At 39.4% G+C, this 22668-nt stretch carries 23 protein-coding genes; 18 read left to right on the top strand and 5 right to left on the bottom strand.

The genetic code is table 11. The annotated features are described in order from the left end of the window. The first annotated feature begins 127 nt into the window (after positions 1 to 127). The 11 genes from ileS to ACLCDL_RS04010 all read left to right on the top strand — a co-directional run bounded on the left by ileS (position 128) and on the right by ACLCDL_RS04010 (position 12448). Positions 128 to 3493: an isoleucine--tRNA ligase gene (ileS, locus tag ACLCDL_RS04060; protein WP_423146991.1), complete on the top strand. Its 3366-nt coding sequence runs from the start codon at positions 128 to 130 to the stop codon at positions 3491 to 3493. Then, positions 3483 to 3866, top strand: a complete 384-nt coding sequence (locus ACLCDL_RS04055) for a TraR/DksA family transcriptional regulator (RefSeq protein WP_423146990.1) — start codon at positions 3483 to 3485, stop codon at positions 3864 to 3866. Before ileS ends, ACLCDL_RS04055 begins: the two co-directional genes overlap by 11 nt. Further along, positions 3866 to 4516: a lipoprotein signal peptidase gene (locus ACLCDL_RS04050; RefSeq protein ID WP_423146989.1), complete on the top strand. Its 651-nt coding sequence runs from the start codon at positions 3866 to 3868 to the stop codon at positions 4514 to 4516. The genes ACLCDL_RS04055 and ACLCDL_RS04050 overlap by 1 nt, the downstream gene beginning before the upstream one ends. Before the next feature lie 125 nt (positions 4517 to 4641). Next, positions 4642 to 5340: an SIMPL domain-containing protein gene (locus tag ACLCDL_RS04045; RefSeq protein WP_423146988.1), complete on the top strand. Its 699-nt coding sequence runs from the start codon at positions 4642 to 4644 to the stop codon at positions 5338 to 5340. A gap of 60 nt (positions 5341 to 5400) precedes the next feature. Then, complete coding sequence (locus tag ACLCDL_RS04040; RefSeq protein ID WP_423146987.1) at positions 5401 to 6285, top strand: EboA domain-containing protein; 885 nt, start codon at positions 5401 to 5403, stop codon at positions 6283 to 6285. A 14-nt stretch (positions 6286 to 6299) separates the two neighbouring features. Then, positions 6300 to 7286 (top strand): TatD family hydrolase, encoded by a 987-nt coding sequence (locus tag ACLCDL_RS04035; RefSeq protein ID WP_423146986.1) that lies wholly within the window; start codon positions 6300 to 6302, stop codon positions 7284 to 7286. 62 nt (positions 7287 to 7348) lie between these two features. Next, positions 7349 to 8239, top strand: coding sequence for a UbiA-like protein EboC (gene eboC / locus ACLCDL_RS04030; RefSeq protein ID WP_423146985.1), 891 nt, complete (start codon positions 7349 to 7351; stop codon positions 8237 to 8239). A gap of 91 nt (positions 8240 to 8330) precedes the next feature. After that, on the top strand, positions 8331 to 9491 hold the full coding sequence (locus ACLCDL_RS04025) for a 3-dehydroquinate synthase (protein ID WP_423146984.1): 1161 nt from the start codon (positions 8331 to 8333) through the stop codon (positions 9489 to 9491). An 81-nt stretch (positions 9492 to 9572) separates the two neighbouring features. After that, entirely contained in the window at positions 9573 to 10772 is a 1200-nt protein-coding gene (gene eboE, locus ACLCDL_RS04020) for a metabolite traffic protein EboE (protein ID WP_423146983.1), read from the top strand. Between the two features lie 10 nt (positions 10773 to 10782). Further along, a complete protein-coding gene (locus ACLCDL_RS04015; RefSeq protein WP_423146982.1) occupies positions 10783 to 12150 on the top strand; it encodes an alkaline phosphatase family protein in 1368 nt (455 codons plus the stop codon). 100 nt (positions 12151 to 12250) lie between these two features. Then, a complete protein-coding gene (locus ACLCDL_RS04010; protein WP_423146981.1) occupies positions 12251 to 12448 on the top strand; it encodes a cold-shock protein in 198 nt (65 codons plus the stop codon). A 60-nt stretch (positions 12449 to 12508) separates the two neighbouring features. Here the strand turns inward: ACLCDL_RS04010 and serS are convergent, their stop codons facing one another. After that, positions 12509 to 13780: a serine--tRNA ligase gene (gene serS / locus ACLCDL_RS04005; protein ID WP_423146980.1), complete on the bottom strand. Its 1272-nt coding sequence runs from the start codon at positions 13778 to 13780 to the stop codon at positions 12509 to 12511. 103 nt (positions 13781 to 13883) lie between these two features. Between serS and rsmI the strand changes: the two genes are divergently transcribed. The 5 genes from rsmI to ACLCDL_RS03980 all read left to right on the top strand — a co-directional run bounded on the left by rsmI (position 13884) and on the right by ACLCDL_RS03980 (position 17629). Further along, positions 13884 to 14558, top strand: coding sequence for a 16S rRNA (cytidine(1402)-2'-O)-methyltransferase (rsmI, locus tag ACLCDL_RS04000; protein ID WP_423146979.1), 675 nt, complete (start codon positions 13884 to 13886; stop codon positions 14556 to 14558). Positions 14559 to 14687: 129 nt separating this feature from the next. Then, positions 14688 to 15293 (top strand): PH domain-containing protein, encoded by a 606-nt coding sequence (locus ACLCDL_RS03995; RefSeq protein ID WP_423146978.1) that lies wholly within the window; start codon positions 14688 to 14690, stop codon positions 15291 to 15293. Further along, the gene (gene lnt / locus ACLCDL_RS03990) at positions 15293 to 16912 is read left to right on the top strand and encodes an apolipoprotein N-acyltransferase (protein ID WP_423146977.1); all 1620 of its coding nucleotides are present in this window, start codon (positions 15293 to 15295) and stop codon (positions 16910 to 16912) included. Before ACLCDL_RS03995 ends, lnt begins: the two co-directional genes overlap by 1 nt. A 1-nt stretch (position 16913) precedes the next feature. Continuing rightward, a complete protein-coding gene (locus tag ACLCDL_RS03985; protein ID WP_423146976.1) occupies positions 16914 to 17477 on the top strand; it encodes an ATPase in 564 nt (187 codons plus the stop codon). Beyond that, a complete protein-coding gene (locus ACLCDL_RS03980; protein ID WP_423146975.1) occupies positions 17453 to 17629 on the top strand; it encodes a hypothetical protein in 177 nt (58 codons plus the stop codon). The genes ACLCDL_RS03985 and ACLCDL_RS03980 overlap by 25 nt, the downstream gene beginning before the upstream one ends. 27 nt (positions 17630 to 17656) lie before the next feature. Here ACLCDL_RS03980 and ACLCDL_RS03975 read toward each other — a convergent pair whose 3' ends face one another. Continuing rightward, positions 17657 to 19297, bottom strand: a complete 1641-nt coding sequence (locus tag ACLCDL_RS03975; protein ID WP_423146974.1) for an NAD+ synthase — start codon at positions 19295 to 19297, stop codon at positions 17657 to 17659. A 55-nt stretch (positions 19298 to 19352) separates the two neighbouring features. Next, entirely contained in the window at positions 19353 to 20042 is a 690-nt protein-coding gene (locus tag ACLCDL_RS03970; protein ID WP_423146973.1) for an outer membrane beta-barrel protein, read from the bottom strand. A 23-nt stretch (positions 20043 to 20065) separates the two neighbouring features. On the opposite strand from ACLCDL_RS03970, the gene gldB reads away from it, so the two are divergent. Beyond that, on the top strand, positions 20066 to 21097 hold the full coding sequence (gldB, locus tag ACLCDL_RS03965; RefSeq protein ID WP_423146972.1) for a gliding motility lipoprotein GldB: 1032 nt from the start codon (positions 20066 to 20068) through the stop codon (positions 21095 to 21097). Between the two features lie 10 nt (positions 21098 to 21107). On the opposite strand, the gene ACLCDL_RS03960 is transcribed toward gldB, so the two are convergent. Further along, on the bottom strand, positions 21108 to 21326 hold the full coding sequence (locus ACLCDL_RS03960; protein ID WP_423146971.1) for a hypothetical protein: 219 nt from the start codon (positions 21324 to 21326) through the stop codon (positions 21108 to 21110). Between the two features lie 122 nt (positions 21327 to 21448). Here ACLCDL_RS03960 and ACLCDL_RS03955 point away from each other — a divergent pair, with 122 nt between their 5' ends. Next, a complete protein-coding gene (locus ACLCDL_RS03955) occupies positions 21449 to 21625 on the top strand; it encodes a DUF6496 domain-containing protein (RefSeq protein ID WP_423146970.1) in 177 nt (58 codons plus the stop codon). Positions 21626 to 21664: 39 nt separating this feature from the next. On the opposite strand, the gene ACLCDL_RS03950 is transcribed toward ACLCDL_RS03955, so the two are convergent. Next, entirely contained in the window at positions 21665 to 22657 is a 993-nt protein-coding gene (locus ACLCDL_RS03950) for an aldo/keto reductase (protein ID WP_423146969.1), read from the bottom strand. Positions 22658 to 22668 lie beyond the last annotated feature (11 nt).

Raw genomic sequence — 22668 nt, 5'->3', positions numbered from 1 at the left:
AATAAAGCACGGGGAATAGAAAGATTACAAAAATATTGCCGAAATACCGCTCCGCTTCAATTTTAATTACTTTTTTCGGGCTTATTTCCGTATTTTTGCCCACTTTAAATTCGAAGATAAACGGCTGATGTACAAAGAATATAAGCAATTAAACTTATCAGAAACGGGTAAAGAAATACTTGATTATTGGCAGAAGAACCAGATTTTCGAAAAAAGTATTTCAAATCGCCCGGCTTCAAAACCATATACCTTTTATGAAGGGCCTCCTTCAGCAAATGGAATGCCCGGAATTCATCACGTAATGGCCCGCTCTATCAAGGATATTTTTTGCCGCTATAAAACGCTTAAAGGATATCGTGTTGAGCGAAAAGGAGGCTGGGACACCCACGGACTGCCTATTGAACTGGCGGTTGAAAAAACGCTCGGCATCACTAAAGACGATATCGGGAAAAAGATCTCGGTAGAAGATTATAATGAAGCCTGCCGGAAAGAGGTAATGAAATATACCGATGTATGGAACGACCTGACGCAGAAAATGGGCTACTGGGTTGATCTTGACAATCCGTATATCACTTACAAAAACGAATACATAGAAACCCTTTGGTGGATTCTTAAACAATTATATAATAAAGGATTACTATATAAAGGCTATACGGTACAACCCTTTTCTCCGGCAGCAGGAACGGGATTAAGTTCTCATGAGCTGAACCAGCCGGGAACATACCGCATGGTTAAAGATACCTCTGTCGTTGCCGAATTTCGTTTAAAACCCGATCAGATACACCCCCTGATACCGGTTTTGTTTGAAGATAAAGGAGAAGATACTGCGATTCTTGCCTGGACAACCACACCCTGGACACTTCCCTCAAATTGTGCCCTGGCCGTTGGTGAGAATATAACGTATGTAAAAATAAAAACCTTTAATCAATATACGTTTACACCTGTAAGTGTTGTTCTTGCAGAAGACCTGGTATCGAAATACTTTAAACCCGAAGCTGAAAATGGCTCTTTTCAGGATTATAAGGCCGGAGACAAATTAATTCCCTGGACTAAAACTGCAGAATTTAAAGGCAAAGAACTTGTTGGTTTACGTTATTACCAGCTAATGCCTTATGTCAGCAACGAGAATCTGGAAAAAAATGCGTTCCGTGTAATTCCTGCCGATTTTGTTACTACCGAAGATGGAACCGGGATTGTACACACCGCCTCCATATTTGGGGCTGATGACTTTCGGGCTGCTAAGGAAAACAACGTACCTTCTGTTATGGTAACAGATGGCAATGGGAACGAATTCCCTTTGGTTAACCGCCAGGGAAGATTTGTTGACCAAGTAACTGATTTTGCAGGACGTTTTGTAAAAGAGGAATATTACAGCAACGAGGAACGCAATAATCCGGATTTTAAGCCAACGGATGTTCTGATAGCCATTAAGCTGAAAGAAGATAATAAGGCTTTTGATGTAAAAAAATACGAACACAGTTATCCCCATTGCTGGCGCACCGACAAACCTGTATTATACTATCCATTAGATAGCTGGTTTATCCGAACGACGGCAGTTAAAGACCGGCTTGTTGAATTAAATAAAACAATTAACTGGAAGCCTGAAGCGACCGGCACAGGCCGCTTTGGAAACTGGCTTGAAAACCTGGTAGACTGGAACCTATCACGTTCCCGCTACTGGGGAACCCCGCTTCCGATTTGGAAAACAGAAGACGGGACTGAAGAAATTTGCATAGGTTCAATCGACGAACTGAAAGAGGAGATTTCAAAAGCCGTGCACGCAGGGTTTATGGAATCAGGATTTGAAGTAAACGAACTCCACCGCCCTTATGTTGACGACATCGTACTTGTTTCGGCATCAGGGAAAAAGATGTTAAGAGAGCCTGATCTAATTGACGTTTGGCTTGATTCCGGCGCTATGCCGTATGCGCAATGGCATTATCCTTTTGAAAATAAAGAAAAGTTTGCCAGCGCCTATCCTGCAGATTTTATCGCTGAAGGAGTTGACCAGACCCGTGGATGGTTCTTTACGCTTCACGCCATCGCTGTTATGCTGAACGACTCTGTAGCATTTAAAAATGTCGTTTCAAACGGTTTGGTTCTGGATAAGAACGGCAACAAAATGTCGAAACGTCTGGGTAACGCCGTTGATCCTTTTGAAACTATAGAAAAATACAGTGCTGATGCCACCCGCTGGTATATGATCAGTAATGCGTCACCCTGGGATAATTTAAAATTCAGTTTTGATGGCCTTGATGAAGTAAGAAGAAAGTTCTTTGGTACGCTTTACAACACCTATGCGTTCTTCTCGCTTTATGCCAATATTGATGGCTTTGAATATAAAGAAGAAGATATCGCTCCGCAAAAAAGACCGGAAATAGACCGATGGATCATTTCCCTGTTAAATACGCTGACAAAAGACGTAGATGGATTTTATTCGGATTTTGAGCCTACGAAAGCTGCCAGAGCCATACAGGAATTTGTAGATGAAAATTTAAGCAACTGGTATGTGCGACTTTGCCGTCGCCGCTTCTGGAAAGGAGATTATACCGAAGATAAAATTTCTGCTTACCAGACTCTTTACACCTGTTTAAACACCATCGCAAAGCTGATGTCGCCGGTTGCACCTTTCTTTAGTGAACGCCTGTTCCTGGATCTAAATAATGTCACAGGGAAAGAACGGGCAGAGTCGGTACACCTGTCGGATTTTCCGGTTTATAACGAAATGCTGGTAGATAAAGCGCTGGAAGAACGGATGGCACTGGCCCAGGATATTTCTTCTATGGTACTTTCCCTGAGAAAAAAAGTAGGCATCAACGTACGACAGCCGCTAAACAAAATATTGCTTCCTGTGCTGGACAACAGCTTTCGGGAGAAAGTTGAACGCGTAAAAGATTTGATTTTATCTGAAACAAACATAAAGGACATTGAGTATATAAACGATACTTCCGGAATTATAAAAAAGAAGATAAAACCGAATTTTAAAGCATTGGGCCCAAAGGCAGGAAAATATATGAAAGATGTTTCCGGATTTTTGAATACGCTGTCGCAAGCCGAGATTACTCAATTCGAAAAAGACGGAAAGATCTGTTTTAAAAACGAAGGACTAACGCTTGATATTCCGGCAGAAGATGTGGAAGTAATTGCCGAAGATGTTCCGGGATGGCAGGTAACCAATATGGGAAAACTAACTGTTGCTTTAGATGTTACCATAACCGAAGCGTTAAAGCAGGAAGGAATTTCACGCGAACTGATAAACCGCATCCAAAACTTAAGAAAAGATCTTGGATTTGAAGTAACGGATAAAATCAGGGTACGCATAGCTGACCTTCCTTTTATTGCCGAAGCTGTTAAAAATAATTTATCATATATTAGCACCGAAATTCTTGCAGATTCATTTGAATTGAAAGAGAATTTACAGGAAGGAGAAGCGGTAGAAATAGATGATAAATCAGTATTAATTTCTATAGAAAAAGCCGAATATGGAAAATAACGAAAAGACAAGATATTCCGACGCTGAATTGCAGGAATTTAAAGAGATCATTCTCGAAAAAATGCGTAGTGCAAAAGACGAACTTGCTTCATTAACGCAATCATTAAGCAATCCGAACTTGAACGGAACCGATGATACTGCCGGCACCTACAAAACATTGGAAGACGGATCGGCTACGTTGGAAAAAGAACAGATCAACCAGTTAGCTTCCCGCCAGAAAAAGTTTATCGAAAATCTGGAAGCTGCCCTGGTGCGTATCGAAAATAAAACGTACGGAATATGCCGTGAAACAGGAAAACTGATTCCAAAAGAAAGATTACGTGCGGTACCTCATACTACTCTGAGTATGGAGGCAAAAATGAAGCAATATTAATGAAAGGTTATACTAAGCCGTTCCTGCTTATTCTTTTTGTTCTTATTGCCGACCAGATACTTAAATTCTGGATCAAAATGAACATGAGCCTGGGCCAGGAATTTAAAATTATCGGTAACTGGTTCATCATTCACTTTACCGAAAATAACGGAATGGCATTCGGAATGGAATTTGGAGGGCAAGCCGGAAAGCTTGCTCTTACTTTGTTCCGCATTGTAGCTGTTATAGGAATCGGGTACGGTGTACATTATCTTATTAAAAAGAAATACCACAGAGGCCTCATCCTAAACGTTTCCTTAATATTTGCCGGAGCGCTTGGCAATATTATTGATTCTACTTTTTACGGATTAATCTTCAGCGAAAGCTCCTATTTCTATCCCGCCAAACTCTTTCCACCCAACGGAGGCTATGCAGGCCTTTTCCACGGAAAAGTGGTAGATATGTTTTATTTTCCCATTCTGGAAGGAACATTTCCTGCATGGATACCTTTCTGGGGAGGTGAAGGCTTTATTTTCTTCCGGCCGGTATTTAACCTTGCTGATGCTGCTATTTCTGTAGGGGTTATCTTAATTCTGCTTTTCCAGAAACATTACTTCAAAGAGGAAAAGAAAGAAGAAAGCCATCCGCATAGCGAAATTGTTGAAGAATAAGCCTTCATCCCTAAAGTTTATTTTGCAGCAACCTGTTACGTGTACTTGGTAAGATTCGTATATGGCTGTATACAGATTATGCAAAAACAGCAATATTACATCCCGTAAATACTTAATATATGATTATGAGAAAATTACTATCAGCACTTGCGTTAAGCCTCATCGTGTTAGCATCTTTTGCACAACAGCCAGATACCAGGAGAAGAATCGAGGTTATCGGTTCTGCAGAAGCAGAAGTAACACCTGACATTATTTATATCAGCATTTCTCTGAAAGAATATTTTAAGGATAACAGCAATAAAAAGAAAGTTATCATCGAAGACCTGGAAAAACAACTGCAAAGCGCTGTACTGAATGCCGGAATCCCGAAAGAAAATTTTACAATCAATAATATATCCAGCTATAATTATACCTGGGAAAAGAAGAAAAACCCTGATTTCCTGGCAAGCAAGCAATACCGGATTAAGGTAACAGACCTAACTAAGCTTAACCAGATAATAGGTTCTGTAGATTCCCGCGGAATTGAATATACCAATATTGACAGTTACGATTATTCAAAAATTGAATCGTTAAAAAAAGATTTAAAAGTTAAAGCATTGCAGGCGGCAAAAGCGAAAGCCGCTTACCTTGCAGAAGCTGTAAATGAAAAAATTGGTAGCGCCCTGGAAATACAGGAAATAAATAACGAATCGTATCCACAGCCGATATACCGCTCTAATTACATGATGAAGGCTGACGCTGCAGAAGCAGGCGCAATGCCCGATGTTGACTTCAAAAAAATCAAACTGAATTACCAGATGCGGGCAGTATTTGAATTGAAATAATGAGGAAAATATGATATAAATTACATTTTAAGGTAATATTGTTTTTTAACTTTGTTACCGATGTATGAGTATGATTTAAAAAAGCTTCTCTCATTATTTGCAGAGATATTAAAGCAGAATTTAAAACCTCAGGGATTTCAATGGTTAAATGACAAAACCGTTTTATTTAAAGACGGCAGTAAAAGTTCCTTTTTTACTGCTTTTACTGCCGCCCCACGTTTTGTCGGAAAATCTCTTTTAACTGTTTCTGCAGAACAGCAAATACAAGCACAGCAAATCAGGAAAGATTTTAACTTACACGGCTTTACAGCCGATCAGTTAAGCAGAATCTGGTTTTTGCTGCATTTTCCGACAGAAAACAAAAGCAACTATACTGAAACTATTAACAGCTTGTTTCAGGCTGCCGAAATGAACGAGCTTGTTGCCCTGTACTCAGCATTGCCACTCCTTGCATATCCTGAAGAATGGACTTTTCGCTGTACCGAAGGCATCAGAAGCAATATCGGCTCTGTTCTTGAATCCGTTATCTGCAACAATCCTTATCCTGCTGAAAATTTGGATGAATCTGCATGGAATCAGCTGGTGCTGAAGGCCTTTTTCACAGATAAACCTGTAAATAAGATAATTGGCCTGGATAAGCGGGCAAATCAGAAATTAGCCGATACTTTATCCGATTACGCTCATGAGCGCTGGGCAGCTCACCGAACAATAAACCCTCAACTATGGCGATTAGTGGGGCCGTTTCTAAATGAAAACCTTTTTGAAGATATTCAGAAACTATTTAAAGAAGGCGATGAAACCGAAAAGAAAGCGGCGGCTCTGGCGTGTTCATCAAGCAGATTCGCTCCTGCAAGGCAATTACTGGAGCAATATCCGGACCTAAAAGCTGCTGTTGAAAAAAATGAATTAACGTGGAATGTTGTTGCACAAGCAGCAATAGCCTAATAAACCTATTAACTATGTGTTGTAGTCACGATATAACTAACAGAATTGAAGAAGGTATAAAAAGTCAGCCTGTAAACCTGGACAGTATCAAAGGGATGAAATTCTTTGATCCTCATGTTCACATGACTTCACGTACTACGGATGATTACCAGGCCATGGCCGATGCAGGAGTTGTTGCATTAATTGAGCCGGCTTTTTGGCTAGGGCAGCCCCGTACCGGCGTAGATACTTTTAAAGATTATTACAGCAGCCTGATCGGATGGGAAAGGTTCCGCTCTTCCCAATTTGGAATTAAACACTATTGCACCATTGGCTTAAATTCTAGAGAAGCTAATAATGAAGCGCTGGCAGAACAGGTAATGGAAGTGCTTCCGCTATTTATTTATAAAGAAGGAGTTGTAGGTATAGGTGAGATTGGCTTTGACGATCAGACCGCAGCTGAAGAAAAATATTACCGCCTGCAGTTGGAACTGGCTAAAGAAGCTAATCTGCCAGTTCAGATCCACACTCCGCATCGTGACAAAAAGAAAGGTACGCAACGCAGCATGGACATTGCAATAGAGCATGGCCTTAATCCTTATTCTGTAATCATCGATCATAATAATGAGGAAACTGTAAAAGAAGTTTTGGATCGTGGCTTTTGGGCAGCTTTCACCATTTATCCTTTTACAAAAATGGGCAACGAACGGATGGTTGAAATAGTTAAACAATATGGAACAGAACGAATCATGATTAACTCTGCTGCCGATTGGGGAATCAGCGACCCCTTGGCAGTTCCCAAAACCGCAGTTCTGATGAAAGCCAATGGAATAAGTTTAGAAGATATTCAATTGGTAACATACAAGAATGCTATAACCGCTTTTGCTCAAAGCGGACAAATTGATGAAGCCGACTTTATCACTGTAAAAGGAATTGATCAGAGCCAGAAGTTTGAAGGGAACACTATTTTAAGAGGCGGTCAACAACCGCGGATTGACAAAGATTCTATTATAATTAGGTAAAGTAGAAGAACCTCTTAATGATTAGCATGTCACTTAAATAATAGTTCGCAACAATCATAATCTTGAAAAAAATAACGGCATTTCTTCAACTTATGCGGCCGGCAAACATTGTAACTGCTGTTGCCGATGTACTTGCTGGAATTACTATAGCCGGTTATTTTAATAATGCACATTTTGATTTCGCATATATCTGGCCGGTTATATTACTTTGCGCTTCTACAAAAGGTTTATATGGAGGAGGGGTTGTATTCAACGATGTTTTTGATGCGGAATTAGACAAAATTGAGCGTCCGGAACGGGCCATTCCCAGCGGTGTTGTTTCGTTAAAAGAAGCGACTGCTTTAGGGTCAGTACTTTTGCTCATTGGATTGGTTTGCGCATTTATTGTTAATCCTGTTTCAGGCATTCTGGCCTTTCTTACGGCTGCATCAGCTTTGATTTATGATAAATGGGGCAAACATCAGAATTACTTGGGCCCTGTCAATATGGGGATTTGCAGAGGTTTAAACCTGCTTTTGGGTATCAGCATTATTCCAATGGAATTAAATTCATGGTGGTTTTTATCACTTGCCCCTGTCGTTTACATTGCTGCTATAACAATGATTAGCCGCGGAGAAGTACATGGGGGCAAACCTGTTACATTGTACTTTGCTGCTTTTCTTTACAGTCTTGTAATTGCCTCTATTTTATACCAGGCTTATAGTCAAAATAATCTGCTTTTCGCATTGCTCATCCTGTTTCCGTTTGCGTGGATAATATTTTTACCATTATTTAATGCGGTTAAAGATCCGGTTGGGAAAAATATCGGCAAGGCGGTTAAAGCCGGAGTACTTGCTTTAATTATTATGAATGCCAGCTGGGCTGCGGCTTTCGGTGCAATTATTCCCGCTATCGCCATTTTTTTATTACTCCCCTTATCAATAAAGCTTGCAGGATTATTTGCAGTAACATGACATTTACAAAGGCAAAATTATATACGCCTTTTAGTAAATTTACATCTTTAACTTTTACAAATCTTTCCGGCTCTCACAGGCTAAAATCTTTATGGATTATTTACAACAATCGTTTACAGTTAAATTTGAATATAAAGTTCATTTCACAACCCGGCTTTTTGATTCTTCAAACTGCCTGTTAGGGACCTTTTTAAAGGACAGACATACGAAAGGCATTACACAAAAAATCCTTTTTATAATTGATGACGGCGTTAGCAAAGTCCATCCTCAATTAACAGAACAAATAAAAACATACTTTTCTGAGTATCGGGATGTGCAATTAATTCCGGAATTATTGATTATTCCGGGAGGAGAGCAGGCAAAAAACAATCCGGTATTTTTAGAACAAATAATCGATTCAGGAAACCGCAACGGGATAGACCGTCATTCCTATTTAGCTGCAATAGGCGGCGGATCAATTTTAGATTTAGCTGGTTATGCGGCTGCTATCTCTCATCGGGGAGTTAAACATATTCGTATTCCCACTACTGTTCTTTCACAAAATGACTCGGGAGTTGGCGTGAAGAACGGAGTGAATTACCAGGGGAAAAAGAATTTTCTGGGCACATTCGTACCTCCTGTTGCCGTATTCAACGACTTTAATTTTCTTACTACCCTAACCGACCGGGATTGGCGATCAGGAATTTCGGAAGCTGTAAAAGTAGCGCTCATTAAAGATGCTGCCTTCTTTTACTGGCTTGAGGAGAATGCGTCGGTTTTGGTAGCACGAAATATGCCGGCAATGGAATATCTAATCAAACGCTGTGCAGAACTTCACCTGCAGCATATTGCCAGCGGCGATCCTTTCGAATTAGGTTCAGCCCGTCCTTTAGATTTTGGCCACTGGAGCGCCCATAAACTCGAACAACTTTCAAATTTTGAGGTGTTTCATGGCGAGGCTGTCGCAATGGGCATTGCTTTGGATAGCGTTTATTCCAACCTATCAGGAAGATTATCTAAAACAGACAGTGACCGGATTGTGAAACTTCTCCTTCAATTCGGATTTGAAGTTACTCATCCCTTACTGGAAGCAGAAAAGGCAGACAGTCCGATTCTTAAAGGCTTACAGGAATTCCAGGAGCATTTAGGCGGCAAATTAACGATCACCATGTTGGTTGCTATTGGAAAAGGACAGGAAGTAAACGAAATGGACCACAGACTAATTTGTGAAGCAGGCAAAATACTGAAGGAATATCAGGCTGTAATCAGTTAGACCCACATTTTGCCGACATTCATTCTCCTTTTGCTCGATATACTGTTATTTCAACTATAGTGAAAATCACTATCACATGATATGGAAACTCTAAATGCCCATTTGACCTATTGCACTAACATACATGCGGGTGAGAGCTGGCATGATCATTTTGCTGCCCTGCAGCAAAATTTTCCGGCAATTAAAAAGGACTTATCTCCTGATAATAAAATGGGGATCGGCCTACGCCTTTCCAATGAAGCAAGTACTGAGCTGATAAAAGAAGGCAATTTAAACGTTTTTAAGACCTGGCTGACCGAAAATGGGGCCTATGTTTTTACCATGAATGGTTTTCCATACGGAGGTTTTCATCATACCCGTGTTAAAGACGATGTTCATACCCCCGACTGGACAACCCGTGAACGAGTAGAATATACGAAAAGACTATTTAACATTTTAGTGGCTTTGCTTCCCGAAGGGCTCGACGGAGGCGTTTCTACCTCGCCCCTCACCTACAGGCATTGGTTTAAACCAGACTCGCAGGAATTAGCTGAAGCAAGAAAAACGGCGACAGAACATTTTATTGAAGTTGCAGAACATCTTATCAAACTAAAAAAAGAAACCGGACTAACGCTTCATTTAGATATTGAACCGGAACCTGACGGTCTTTTAGAAACAGGAGCAGAATTTATTGAATGGTTCCTGCAGGATCTGGTACCGAAAGGGCAAAACATGTTGGCAAATAAATTCTCCATCTCTTTACAGGAAGCGGAAGAAGCATTACGCGAACACATCCGCCTGTGTTACGATATCTGTCACTTTGCTGTTGGATATGAAGTGCATGCAGAAGTGCTGAAAGAATTAAAAAAGCAAGAAATAAAAGTTGGAAAAATTCAAATAAGCGCTGCTTTGAAGGCCTCTCTGAGAGCAAACAGAAATGCCGTAAAAGAAGCGTTTTCCAATTTTAATGAATCTACTTACCTGCATCAGGTTGTAGCAAGAACAAACAGCAGCGGCCTTATTCGTTATCCCGACCTTCCGCAAGCGTTACAGGATGCAGATAATCCGGCGGTAGAGGAATGGCGGGCTCATTTCCATGTTCCCTTGTTTATTGAAGATCTGGGAGCGCTGCAAACTACTCAGAATGATATTAGTGAACTGATTAAATTATTTAATGCTGATCCATTTACCAATCACCTTGAAGTAGAAACATATACCTGGGAAGTTCTTCCCGAGCAATTAAAACTACCTATTAAACAATCGATTATTCGCGAGTTACAATGGGTTAAAGGATTATTATAAAAGCACTAACATGAATAAAACAGTTGTTATAGATGTTGTCGGCTTATCATCATCCGTAATTGGAGAACACACACCTTTCCTAAAAAAATATATAGAAAATCGCCATTTAAATACTATTGAACCACTGCTTCCTGCAGTAACAACTTCCGTTCAGTCAACGTATGTTACGGGCAAACTTCCAGATGAACACGGGATAGTAGGCAATGGGTGGTATGATCGCGAAGATTGTGAAATCAAGTTCTGGAAACAATCTAACAAACTTGTGCTGGCTGAAAAAATCTGGGAAGCTGCAAAAAAAGAAGACCCGAATTTTACCTGCTCAAAAATGTTCTGGTGGTACAATATGTATTCATCGGCTGACTATTCTGTTACACCACGTCCGCAATATTTAGCGGACGGCAGAAAAAATCCCGATTGCTATGCACATCCTGCAGAATTAAGAGATGAACTACAGGAAAAATTCGGACAATTTCCACTTTTCCAATTCTGGGGACCAGGCGCAAATATTAAGTCAACACAATGGATTGCCGATGCTTCCATGTATACGGATGATAAATACAATCCGACATTAACACTGATTTACCTGCCTCATCTTGATTATTGCCTGCAAAAATTCGGCCCTGATCTTTCTAAAATATCAAAAGAACTGGCAGAGGTTGACGGCGTAATTGAACAATTAGTTACGTTCTATGAGAAGAAGAAAGCTAAAATTATAATCCTGTCTGAATATGGAATTGCGCCGGTTAACCAACCGATACATTTAAACAGGATCTTAAGAGAAAATAATTTACTCGGAATAAGGATAGAAAGAGGCACTGAACTGCTTGATCCCGGAGCTTCCAAAGCATTTGCCGTAGCAGATCACCAGGTGGCACATGTTTATATCAATGATCCTTCAGTAAAAGAAAAAGTAAAAGCAATTCTGGAAAAAACTTCCGGGATTGAATTGATACTGGACCGAGAGGAACAGGTGAAGTATGGAATAGATCATGAAAGATCAGGAGATTTCGTAGTAATGGCTGATAAGAACAGTTGGTTTACCTATTATTTCTGGGTTGACGATACCAAAGCTCCTGATTATGCCCGGGTAGTTGATATCCATAAAAAGCCAGGCTATGATCCTGTTGAGATGTTTATGACTTCAAAAGCAAGAGCGGGATACAAACTGCTGCGAAAGAAACTGGGTTTCCGATATGTAATGGATGTAATTCCTTTAAATGCTACCCTTATTAAAGGTTCGCACGGCAGAGTTAATATACCGGCAGAATATAAGCCTGTACTGATAACTGATAACGCCCAAAACGTTAATAGCGTTCAAGCAACAGCTATTTATGGTATAATCTGGGATCATCTCATAAATAAAAACCAAGCTAATTGAAGCAAAAAGTAATATTTATGTACTATTTCAATATAATTGGAAGAAAATACTTTTTCCTTAATTATTATCCCTACCTTGCGGGCTTTTAATAAATATTACAATGCAAAAAGAAGGAACAGTTAAATTTTTCAATGAAACAAAAGGTTTCGGATTTATTATACCAGCTGATGGTGAATCTGATATTTTTGTTCATTCCTCAGGCCTGGTAGATTCGATCCGTGAAAACGATCGTGTACGTTACGAAGTTGAACGTGGCAAAAAAGGCTTGAACGCGGTAAATGTAGAAGTTATTCAATAATAATATATCATTAATCGTCTACAAAGGTTGCTTCTTTCGAAGCAACCTTTTTTGTTTCTGCTAATCAATCCATTCAAACTTCGTGTACGGCACCAGCACGGCCGGAATTTTTATTCCGGTGTCAGTTTGATTATTTTCAAGTAAAGAGGCAACAATTCTTGGTAAAGCAAGTGCACTGCCATTTAATGTGTGGGCCAATTGGGGCTTCCCTTCTTTCCCCTTAAACCGAAGTTTCAGCCTGTTACTCTGAAAAGCTTCGAAATTTGATACAGATGAAACTTCAAGCCAGCGGGCCTGTGCAGCACACCACACCTCCATATCGTAAGTTAAGGCAGAAGTAAAGCTCATGTCGCCGCCGCAAAGCCGAAGTACCCGATAAGGAAGCTCTAACTTTTGTAATAAAGACTGTACGTATTTACTCATCTCCTCTAAAGTAGGGTATGAGTTATCAGGATGAGTAATTTGAACCAGCTCCACTTTATCAAACTGATGCAAACGATTTAAACCACGAACATGAGCGCCATAAGAACCTGCTTCCCGACGGAAACAAGGCGTATATCCGCAATTTTTAATAGGCAAATCTTCCTCTCTGACGATAACATCACGGTATAAGTTAGTAATTGGAACCTCGGCAGTGGGTATGAGGTACAAATTGTCAATACCAATATGGTACATCTGGCCTTCCTTATCCGGAAGCTGGCCTGTACCAAAGCCTGAAGCTTCATTTACTACAATTGGCGGTTGGATTTCGCGATAACCTGCTTTTTCAGCTTCATCCAGAAAGAAGTTAATAAGTGCCCGCTGCAACTTTGCACCTTTTCCTTTATATACGGGGAATCCCGCTCCCGTAATTTTATTTCCCAATTCAAAATCTATCAGGTCATATTTAAGGGCAAGCTCCCAGTGAGGCAAAGCAGTGGTATTTAAAGAAGGCTTACTTCCGTGTTCATACGCCACTTCATTGTCTTCGGCACTTACACCCCCTGGAACAGATGTATGCGGAAGGTTTGGCAATTGAATTACTTTGCTGCTCAGTTCATCCTCTATGGCAGCAAGTTGATCTCCTAATGCTTTAATCTGCTCCTTGAAAGATGAAGTTTTTGTTTTTATGGCTTCTGCCTCTTCTTTTTTCCCTTGCCGCATTAAATCGCCGATTTGCTTTGCAGCCGTATTAGCTTCTGCCGAAATTGAATCTAATGTTACCTGCGTTTGCCGGCGGGCTTCGTCCAGCGAAATAATTTCATCAACAAGCTCTGGCTGCTTAAAATTTTTCAGGCTTAAACGTTCCAAAACCTTCTCTTTGTTTTCGCGGATATAACTAACTTGCAACATTGTTTTTAATTTTTTGACAAAGATATAAACTTACCCGTCATTGAGAACGCAGTATAGCAATCTGCTACAGATAGCTATGCCGACATAATGATGAAACACTGAAATGAACGGCAAACTTTATTTAGTTCCAACACCCATAGGAAACCTGGAGGATATTACACTCCGGGCTATCCGTATTTTAAAAGAAGCGGATATAATTCTGGCTGAAGATACCCGCACAAGTGCTCCTCTTTTAAAACATTTCGGTATAGAAAAAAAACTTTTTGCCCATCATCAGCATAACGAACATAAATCGGCAGCAGAAGTTGTCCGCCTGCTAAAAGAAGGAAAGCAAATTGCTTTAATTTCTGATGCCGGCACTCCTGCCATTTCAGATCCGGGATTCTTACTGACACGTGAAGCATTAAAAAGCAATATTTCCATTGAATGCCTGCCGGGGGCAACTGCTTTTGTGCCTGCATTGGTAAATTCCGGACTTCCTTCCGATCGGTTCACTTTTGAAGGATTTCTACCGGTAAAAAAAGGCCGTCAAACCAGACTAAAAGAGTTGAAGGAGGAAGAACGTACGATGATCTTCTACGAATCGCCGCACCGGCTGATTAAAACGTTAGAAGAGCTTATCAGTACCTTCGGCGAAGAGCGCAGCGCTTCGGTATCACGCGAGCTGACCAAACTATTTGAAGAAACCGTTCGGGGCACACTGGTAGCGATAAAAACTCATTTTGAAAACAATACCCTGAAAGGTGAATTTGTAATCTGCGTACGAGGGAAGGACTGAAGGATGGAATTAGAAAAGGATTGAATGATGCAATAGCCTAATACCTAAATCCCTTAAAACACCTGTTTTTAATTTTAACTTTTTAATTTTGAATTATGCTATTAAAACTTCCGCCTTTAACCTAATAAAATGATAGATCAATATCTTACAGAAGAACAGGATCCTAAAACTGTTGAAAAAATGCTGGGAAAGCTGCAGGATATGCTTACCTCGGGAGAGGCAATTTTATACCTCGCGGTTCAGAAAAAGCCGGCAGTAACCATTACGCCGGATTGTATTGCTGTTACAAACAAGCGTATCATTTTCTGTCTTCCCGGAAACTTAGGGCTTACCACAAACTTTATTATTTTTCCCTGGCAGGATATTAAGGAAGTTTCTTTTAAAGAAGAGTTTTTTGGAGCAAAGTTTATCACAGTACCTTTAAAAGGAGAAAATATCAGCATTGATTATATTCCGAAAATTCAGGCACGAAAACTTTACCAATTTTCAAACGAGCAGATGGAAAAACAAAAGGATATTTTCCAGAAAACTGAAATAAGCAAAGAGCCTGCTATTTTATCCAATGTTACGACTTCAGAACCTGAAGCTGTTGCTCCGACAGAAAAAACTCAACCCGAGCCGGAGGAGGATGAGATCACACAAAAACTAAAGCGTTTAAAATCTTTATTTGAAAAACAACTGATTACCCAGGAAGAATACGAAGCAAAAAAGGCTGATCTTTTATCTCAACTATAGTGCAAAAAAATTACCTGTTTGCTTTAACAAGCGCTTTCCTGCTTTGGCTGGCATGGCCACCAATTCCATATACTGCCCTGCTATTACTTCTGGCCTTAGTTCCGCTTTTAATTGCCGTTGAGAATATTATACACTCAACAACAAAAAACAAAGGAAAAAAGATCTTTTTGCTTTGCCTGTTATGCTTCTTCATCTGGAATACCAGTTGTATTTATTGGGTTTTTAACTCATTGAACGCAGTAATGCCTGCAGCAATGGCTATTCCGATTTCTTTGATACCTTTTGGCTTGGGAGCCCTTTTAATGTCTGTTGCTTTCTGGCTTTATTATCAGCTAAGGCTATTAACCACAAAGAACTGGAGCTATGCCGGACTAATTTGCTTTTGGATAGGATATGAATATCTGCATCAAAGCTGGGATCTTGCGTTCCCGTGGATGAATTTAGGAAACGGTTTTGCTCAGTTTCATCAATTAATACAGTGGTATGAGTATACAGGTGTTTACGGCGGCACTTACTGGATCCTGATGGCAAACATTCTTATATTTGAAACTTACCTTGCTTTCAGGGTAAAACAAGAGCGGAAAAGCCAAAAATATTCAATAATCCGAACAGGCTTACATATTTTAATACCCATAAGTATTTCTTTAGCTATTTATGCTACTTATGACGAAGAACCTAACCCTTCAAATGTTGTTGTGGTGCAGCCAAATATTGACCCCTATTCAAAATGGGGCACCATGCCTTCAAATGAACAGGTAGAAGAATTAATTCATTTATCAGATTCGGCGGGGCAAACAAATACAGAATACTTTATCTGGCCGGAAACTGCAATACCTGAATTAGCTGAAGAAACTAAAATCAGGAGCAATCCGAACTTTAGCCGTATACAACAATTTCTTGATAAGTATAGAAACGGCAACGTCATTTCAGGAATTGAAAGTTATCAGCTGTACGATTCAGCCAAAACACTTACCGCTTCTTACCAGGAACAGCTGGGCAAATATGCTGATTCTTTTAATGCGGCAATACAGATAGAGAATTCAGCCGAAGTGCAGTTTTATCACAAATCAAAATTAGTACCCGGAGTAGAGCAACTGCCCTTTTCTTCCGCTTTGTCATTCCTGAAACCTGTATTTGCTAATTTTGGTGGAACAACCGGAGGTTTTGGAAAGCAGGATCATCCCTCTGTTTTTTACTCGCAAAGTGGAATCGGTGTATCCCCTGTTATTTGTTATGAATCTATTTGGGGAGAATATGTAGCAGAAAGCGTAAAACTAGGCGGACAGTTTATCTCAATAATTACCAATGATGGCTGGTGGGGAAATACCTCGGGCAAGGACCAGCATTTTGAATATGCAAAACTACGGTCAATAGAAACCCGAAGATGGGTTGCCCGGTCGGCAAATACGGGCATTTCAGGCTTCATAAACCAACGGGGAGATGTGGTTAAAAGATCAGCATGGTGGGTTCCTGTCGCACTTAAAGCAGACATTAACCTGAATAATCAAATTACATTCTATACCAAATATGGGGACTACATTGCCAGGATCGGAAGTTTTGGAAGCGGCCTGTTTGCTATCTTTTTATTAGCGGGATGGTACCGGAAAAAGAGGAAATAACATGCCTTCGCTTTATATCATAGCAGGACCCAATGGTGCAGGAAAAACTACTGCGGCTTATACTATAATACCAAATGTTTTTGAAGATGTGCCATTTATTAATGCAGATATAATAGCTGCAAAAATAAACCCGGAAAATCCTGAAACAGCAGCATTTGAAGCGGGAAGAATTATGCTACAGCAAATAAGAAAAAATATTGAAGCGGAAAAATCATTTTGTATAGAAACTACTTTATCTACCAGGAGTTACTTAAGCTTAGTAAAAGAAGTTCAACTTATGGGATACGAAGTTATTTTATTATTTTTTTATCTTCCTTCTGTACAAATAGCAAAAGAAAGAGTCGCAAAAAGAGTAAGATCAGGCGGACATAATATTCCTGAAGAAATAATAGAGAGAAGATTTATTGCTGGCATAAAAAATCTTTTTTTATTTATTGAACTGGTTAATAATTGGTTTGTTTATAAAAACGATACCAATCCTGCAAAATTAATCGCAGATGGTGAATTGCATTCCGAATATAAAATCTATAATTTTGAAATATGGGAACAGCTACAAAACATATAGGCGTCAAACATCTTTCCTTACAAAAGAAATTAGAAAAAGCTATATCAGAAGTTTCCAGAAAACTGATCGAACAGGAAAAGAAAAACGATGGATACCTTATTATTTCTGACAAAGACGGCACTATCAAAAAAATCCCTGCCAAAGATTTGTGAAATTTTAGAGTCGTGCTGCGTTTATAATTAACTCAAATATTTCCCTACGATCGGCATCCTTCTTCCCATACCAAACGCTTTGGATGATACACGAAGAATAGGCGGTGTTTGATAGCGTTTAAACTCCGCTTTATTAACCATTGCAATTACTCTTCTCACTAAAGCTTCGTCAAAGCCCTGTTCAATAATATCACGGGAACTCTTTTTTAATTCAATATACTGATACAAAACCTTATCCAGTATGTCGTAATCCGGCAGTGAATCCGAATCTTTCTGCCCCGGCCTTAGTTCTGCAGAAGGTGGCTTAATAATGGTGTTTTGAGGAATGATTTCCCGTTCGCGGTTAATGTAGTTACATAATTCATACACCTGCGTTTTATAAACGTCGCCCAATACAGAAATTGCGCCGGCCATATCTCCATACAAAGTCCCATAGCCAACTGCGCACTCACTTTTATTAGATGTATTTAACAGGATATAACCGAATTTATTAGAAACAGCCATTACAACTACCGCTCTCGAGCGTGCCTGAATATTCTCCTCTGCAACATTAAAAGGCATATCTTTAAATACAGGTTTCAGCATGGTGTCAAATGCTTCTGTAGCTTCCTTTATCGGAACAATATAGTGTTTGCACCCCAGGTTGTTTACAATATCCAACGCATCCTGAACCGAATGATCGGTTGAAAATTTAGATGGCATTAAAACACCGGTTACATTGTGTGGGCCCAGTGCTTCGCTTGCCAGCGCACAAACCAGGGCAGAGTCAATTCCGCCCGAAAGGCCTAAAACAGCTTCTTTAAAACCTGATTTCTCGAAATAATCTCTTATCCCCAAAACCAGCGCATCATGTATCATTTCAATATCAGAAACAGAATTATGAGTCTTTTGCTCCTGATTGACTATCTGTCCGCCTGAAAACTCGTAAACTTTTAATTCTTCCCTGAAATACGGCATCTCGTCCAGCAAGTCGCCGCCTTGATTAAATACAAGTGAACCTCCATCAAATATAATCTCTGTTTGCGAACCCACCTGATTTACATACAACAAGGGCAACTTATACTTCCTGCTGTTATCTCCCAAAATCTTCAACCTGTCTTCATCGTGTTTATAATCAAAAGGAGAAGCTGCTATATTAATCATTAAATCGGGCTTTTGCTGTATAAGAACATCCATCGGATTGGAAACATAAAGCGGGTTATCGTTGATATTCCACAAGTCTTCACAAATGGTCAAAGCTATTTTTACCCCTTTAAATTCAATACATTGAAAAGCGGTTGCAGGTTCAAAATACCGGTACTCATCAAACACATCATAGTTGGGGAGTAAGGCTTTATCAACTATTGCTTTTATCTTTCCATCTTCAATGAAATATGCAGAGTTAAAAAGATCTTTACCCTCTATTTTCGGGTTCGGGCGAGGCAACCCTACTATACAGGCCACCCCCATACATTCAGATGCTATTCTTTCTGCCGATGACTGGCACTGCTCAACAAATTCAGAAAATTCAAGAAAATCCCTGGGTGGATAACCGCAAACAGCAAGTTCGGCAAATACAACCAGGTCTGCACCTTGTTCCTTCGCTTTCTTTATTGCGCCAATGATCTTTGCTGTATTAGAATCGAAGTTACCTATGTGGTAATTTAATTGTGCGAGTGCAATTTTCATTTAATCAAAGATGTTAGATGTTAGAATTGAGATATGGGATTCAGCAACAATCGGACTAAAAAAAGATCCCTAAATTGAAAGCGAAATACGACGAGCGGGCATTTGGATCACCATCAAAAATATCTGTAAATCCGTTATTAAATGTAATACCTGTTTGCAAGGCTAAATTTTTATCTAACTTCCATTCTGCGCCACCACCCGCAATTAAGCCTAACCGAAAATTGTTGATACTTTGCTTTATATTGACATTATTTTGTGTGCCCGCAATTCCTCCCGAAGGTGAGTATGAAGAAACATCAGCTTTTGCTCCTACTTTAATTGCTGTTCCTAATCCAAACTGTCCATAAAATCTTCCAATAGCAGTTTCATTACTTTTTAATTTTAATGTAACCGGGATCTCAATATATTGTAGTTTATATTCTGATTCTCCACCGAAAAAAGTATCATTAGCCTGAGATGGAGGAGGAGGATTTACTTTCCCTTTTCCATTTATTGTTGTTACTGTAAAAGCTGTAGAGAAATAATAGTTTTTATTAGCTGATAACCCTAAATCGGCGAGAATGCCATACGAAAAACCGATCTTAGAACCCTTATAAATTGTATTGGGATCATTATCATTATCCCTTAACCAACCAACATTTGGGGTTAAAGTAAAACCCAATTGAAAATTTTTAGAACTGCTTTCCTGGGCATTAGTTAAAAAAGGGAATAAGATTAATATCAGAACAAGAAATTGATTTTTCATACTTTCGTTTTAACTATATAAACATGATTATCCGAAGAAGTTTCCAAATCTACTCGTTTTTTTTTATTTGCCTGGCACTGACAGCGTGTACCAACACAAAGCGTATAGATGTAAGTGATATAAAGCTGGATGTAAAAGTAGAGCGTTTTGATAAAGACTTGCAATCTTTAACATCGGCAAATGTTAGTGATTTAGCTCCACAGCTTCAAAAAAAATACACCTATTTCTATTCGGATTTTATGGAAGGGATGCTTGGAGTTGGAAGTACTACCGATACGGCATATTACAAAAATCTGCGGACAGTGCTCAATAATAATGATTTCAAGGAATTAGAAAAAGCTGTCGAAAGCAAATATCCTAACCTGAAACAAACCGAAAATCAACTCATAGATGCTTTCAAGCACGTTAAATACTATTATCCAAAGCAGAAAATACCACGCATTATTTCCTTTTTCTCGGGCTTCAGTGTCCAAACTCCTATTGGAAACGATTATGTAGGTATTGGCCTGGATATGTTCCTCGGTGCTGACTCTAAATTTTATCCGGCACTCAGGCAAAGTATTCCTTACTACATTTCACAAAGATTTACCACTGAAAATATAACTCCGAGAGTTATGGAGTCTTTCATCAGGGAAGATATGTTTACTGAAAAAGACCAGGACAGATCTCTTTTGGCAAAAATGATTTATAATGGAAAAATACTTTATTTTATGGATGCGGTAATGCCCGATTCTCCGGATTCATTAAAAATTGGTTATACAGCTAAACAGTTAGAATGGTGTAAAACTTATGAAGCTGATATCTGGGGATATTTCCTGGAACAGGACCTTTTGTATGAAACCGATTATATGAAAATACAGAAGTATCTTACAGACGCTCCGTTTACTCCTGGTATCGGAGAAAACAATGAATCAGCTCCTAAACTAGGAGAGTATATCGGCTGGCAGATAGTAAAAAAGTATATGGATAAAAATCCCGGTATAACCGTTCAGAAGCTAATGGAACAAAACGATCCGCAAAATATCCTGAACGAATCAAAATATAAACCGAAATAGTTAATACAGCTTATTTTAAAATATCAAAAACAGCTTTGAAGCAAACTATTGCACCGATTATAAAAATAATATCAGAAACAAGATCTACAAAAGTCCAGGTACCTATAAAACGAAGAAGAGTGCCTACAATGCCTATAAATATACCAACAGTTAAAAGTACATAATGGCTTGTTTCGTTTGCATTGTTACTTCTGTCACTCTTTTTATATGTTTCTGTAATGTTCTCCATTTTTCTATATATCAAAGCGCTAAATTACAAATATTGAATTAAAAGAACTAAATAATTCTTGCAGTATTCAGCAAACTTTTAACACCATCGCCAGTTTTCCTAAATGTAATAATCTGAAGATTATGACTAAATACTCAGAAAAAGCACAGGAAAAAATTCATGAAGTAATGGATGAATTTAAGGCTGGGAAACTTAAAACCGGCACAGGGAAAAAAGTAAAAAGCCGAAAGCAGGCAATTGCAATCGGCATTTCCGAAGCCCGGGAAGAAGGAGATAAAGTACCTCCTAAAAAGAAATGATATTCTGTCGGGATGATAAGACTTAGTTTTATTACAGTCTTACTGAAGTGTTAATTCCCGCAAATGTCCGTCAATAAACAGCATTTCTTCTGCAGTAAGACTTACTTCTGCTGCTTTGGCATTCTGAATTGCCTGATTAGCATTTCGTGCTCCAACCAATGCAATGGTAATTCCGGGTTTATCAAGCGTCCATCGTATAACCAACTGACTGAGTGTTGCATTTTTGCTTTCGGCCAATGGCTTTATCTTATTGAGGAATTCATTTGTCCTTGCCAGATTTTCTGCACTAAAGAAACGATGTGCAGCACGGTGGTCGCCTTCTGCAAAAGAATAACCGGGTTCCATTTTCCCTGTAAGTAGCCCGCGTTCTAAGGGGCTGTAGGCAATAACAGATTTTTTCTGGGCAATGCAATAGGGAATAACTTCCTGCTCTATTTCACGCTTAACCATGCTGTAAGGAACCTGGTTCGAAACAAGTTTTAAAACTTTTTCGGCGGCTTGCATCTGAGTGGCATTATAGTTACAAACGCCAGCCTCCCTAACCTTTCCCTGTTCTTTTAATCGCAATACAGCTTCCATGCTTTCCTCAACAGGGGTAGTACTATCAGGCCAATGAATCTGGTACAAGTCAATGTAATCGGTACCTAAACGCTTAAGGCTATCTTCACACTCTTTAATAATACTTTCCTTCCCTGAATACTTATAAATCTCAATATCTTCTCCGTTATTGTTTTTGCTTTTGAATGCGAAATCGCCTTTCTGTAAGTCCCAGCGCATTCCGAATTTTGTCAGGATCTGCACTTTATCCCTCGATATACCTTTTATTGCTTCACCAACAATTTCTTCGCTGGTTCCCTGTCCATACACGGGGGCTGTATCAATCGTTGTAACTCCTGCATCTAAAGATGCTCTTATAGCTTCTACAGCATCTTTTCTTTCCGTCCCTCCCCACATCCATCCACCTGCTGCCCAGGCTCCAAATGCAATAGCTGATACTTCCAGGTCTGTTTCTCCTAATTTTCTATATTCCATAAATCAAATGT

This window comes from Rubrilithobacter danxiaensis (assembly GCF_047272945.1).
GTDB lineage: Bacteria > Bacteroidota > Bacteroidia > Sphingobacteriales > Sphingobacteriaceae > Rubrolithibacter > Rubrolithibacter danxiaensis.
The sequence above is the reverse complement of the archived record's forward strand: the minus strand, read 5'-3'. Positions and strand labels throughout refer to the sequence as shown.

What these genes read in the sequence shown, in the direction of transcription:
- ileS (WP_423146991.1), top strand. Translation starts at nt 128, where the DNA reads ATGTACAAAGAATATAAGCAATTAAACTTATCAGAAACGGGTAAAGAA.
- ACLCDL_RS04055 (WP_423146990.1), top strand. Translation starts at nt 3,483, where the DNA reads ATGGAAAATAACGAAAAGACAAGATATTCCGACGCTGAATTGCAGGAA.
- ACLCDL_RS04050 (WP_423146989.1), top strand. Translation starts at nt 3,866, where the DNA reads ATGAAAGGTTATACTAAGCCGTTCCTGCTTATTCTTTTTGTTCTTATT.
- ACLCDL_RS04045 (WP_423146988.1), top strand. Translation starts at nt 4,642, where the DNA reads ATGAGAAAATTACTATCAGCACTTGCGTTAAGCCTCATCGTGTTAGCA.
- ACLCDL_RS04040 (WP_423146987.1), top strand. Translation starts at nt 5,401, where the DNA reads ATGTATGAGTATGATTTAAAAAAGCTTCTCTCATTATTTGCAGAGATA.
- ACLCDL_RS04035 (WP_423146986.1), top strand. Translation starts at nt 6,300, where the DNA reads ATGTGTTGTAGTCACGATATAACTAACAGAATTGAAGAAGGTATAAAA.
- ACLCDL_RS04025 (WP_423146984.1), top strand. Translation starts at nt 8,331, where the DNA reads ATGGATTATTTACAACAATCGTTTACAGTTAAATTTGAATATAAAGTT.
- eboE (WP_423146983.1), top strand. Translation starts at nt 9,573, where the DNA reads ATGGAAACTCTAAATGCCCATTTGACCTATTGCACTAACATACATGCG.
- ACLCDL_RS04015 (WP_423146982.1), top strand. Translation starts at nt 10,783, where the DNA reads ATGAATAAAACAGTTGTTATAGATGTTGTCGGCTTATCATCATCCGTA.
- ACLCDL_RS04010 (WP_423146981.1), top strand. Translation starts at nt 12,251, where the DNA reads ATGCAAAAAGAAGGAACAGTTAAATTTTTCAATGAAACAAAAGGTTTC.
- serS (WP_423146980.1), bottom strand. Translation starts at nt 13,780, where the DNA reads ATGTTGCAAGTTAGTTATATCCGCGAAAACAAAGAGAAGGTTTTGGAA.
- rsmI (WP_423146979.1), top strand. Translation starts at nt 13,884, where the DNA reads ATGAACGGCAAACTTTATTTAGTTCCAACACCCATAGGAAACCTGGAG.
- ACLCDL_RS03995 (WP_423146978.1), top strand. Translation starts at nt 14,688, where the DNA reads ATGATAGATCAATATCTTACAGAAGAACAGGATCCTAAAACTGTTGAA.
- ACLCDL_RS03985 (WP_423146976.1), top strand. Translation starts at nt 16,914, where the DNA reads ATGCCTTCGCTTTATATCATAGCAGGACCCAATGGTGCAGGAAAAACT.
- ACLCDL_RS03980 (WP_423146975.1), top strand. Translation starts at nt 17,453, where the DNA reads ATGGGAACAGCTACAAAACATATAGGCGTCAAACATCTTTCCTTACAA.
- ACLCDL_RS03975 (WP_423146974.1), bottom strand. Translation starts at nt 19,297, where the DNA reads ATGAAAATTGCACTCGCACAATTAAATTACCACATAGGTAACTTCGAT.
- ACLCDL_RS03970 (WP_423146973.1), bottom strand. Translation starts at nt 20,042, where the DNA reads ATGAAAAATCAATTTCTTGTTCTGATATTAATCTTATTCCCTTTTTTA.
- gldB (WP_423146972.1), top strand. Translation starts at nt 20,066, where the DNA reads ATGATTATCCGAAGAAGTTTCCAAATCTACTCGTTTTTTTTTATTTGC.
- ACLCDL_RS03960 (WP_423146971.1), bottom strand. Translation starts at nt 21,326, where the DNA reads ATGGAGAACATTACAGAAACATATAAAAAGAGTGACAGAAGTAACAAT.
- ACLCDL_RS03955 (WP_423146970.1), top strand. Translation starts at nt 21,449, where the DNA reads ATGACTAAATACTCAGAAAAAGCACAGGAAAAAATTCATGAAGTAATG.
- ACLCDL_RS03950 (WP_423146969.1), bottom strand. Translation starts at nt 22,657, where the DNA reads ATGGAATATAGAAAATTAGGAGAAACAGACCTGGAAGTATCAGCTATT.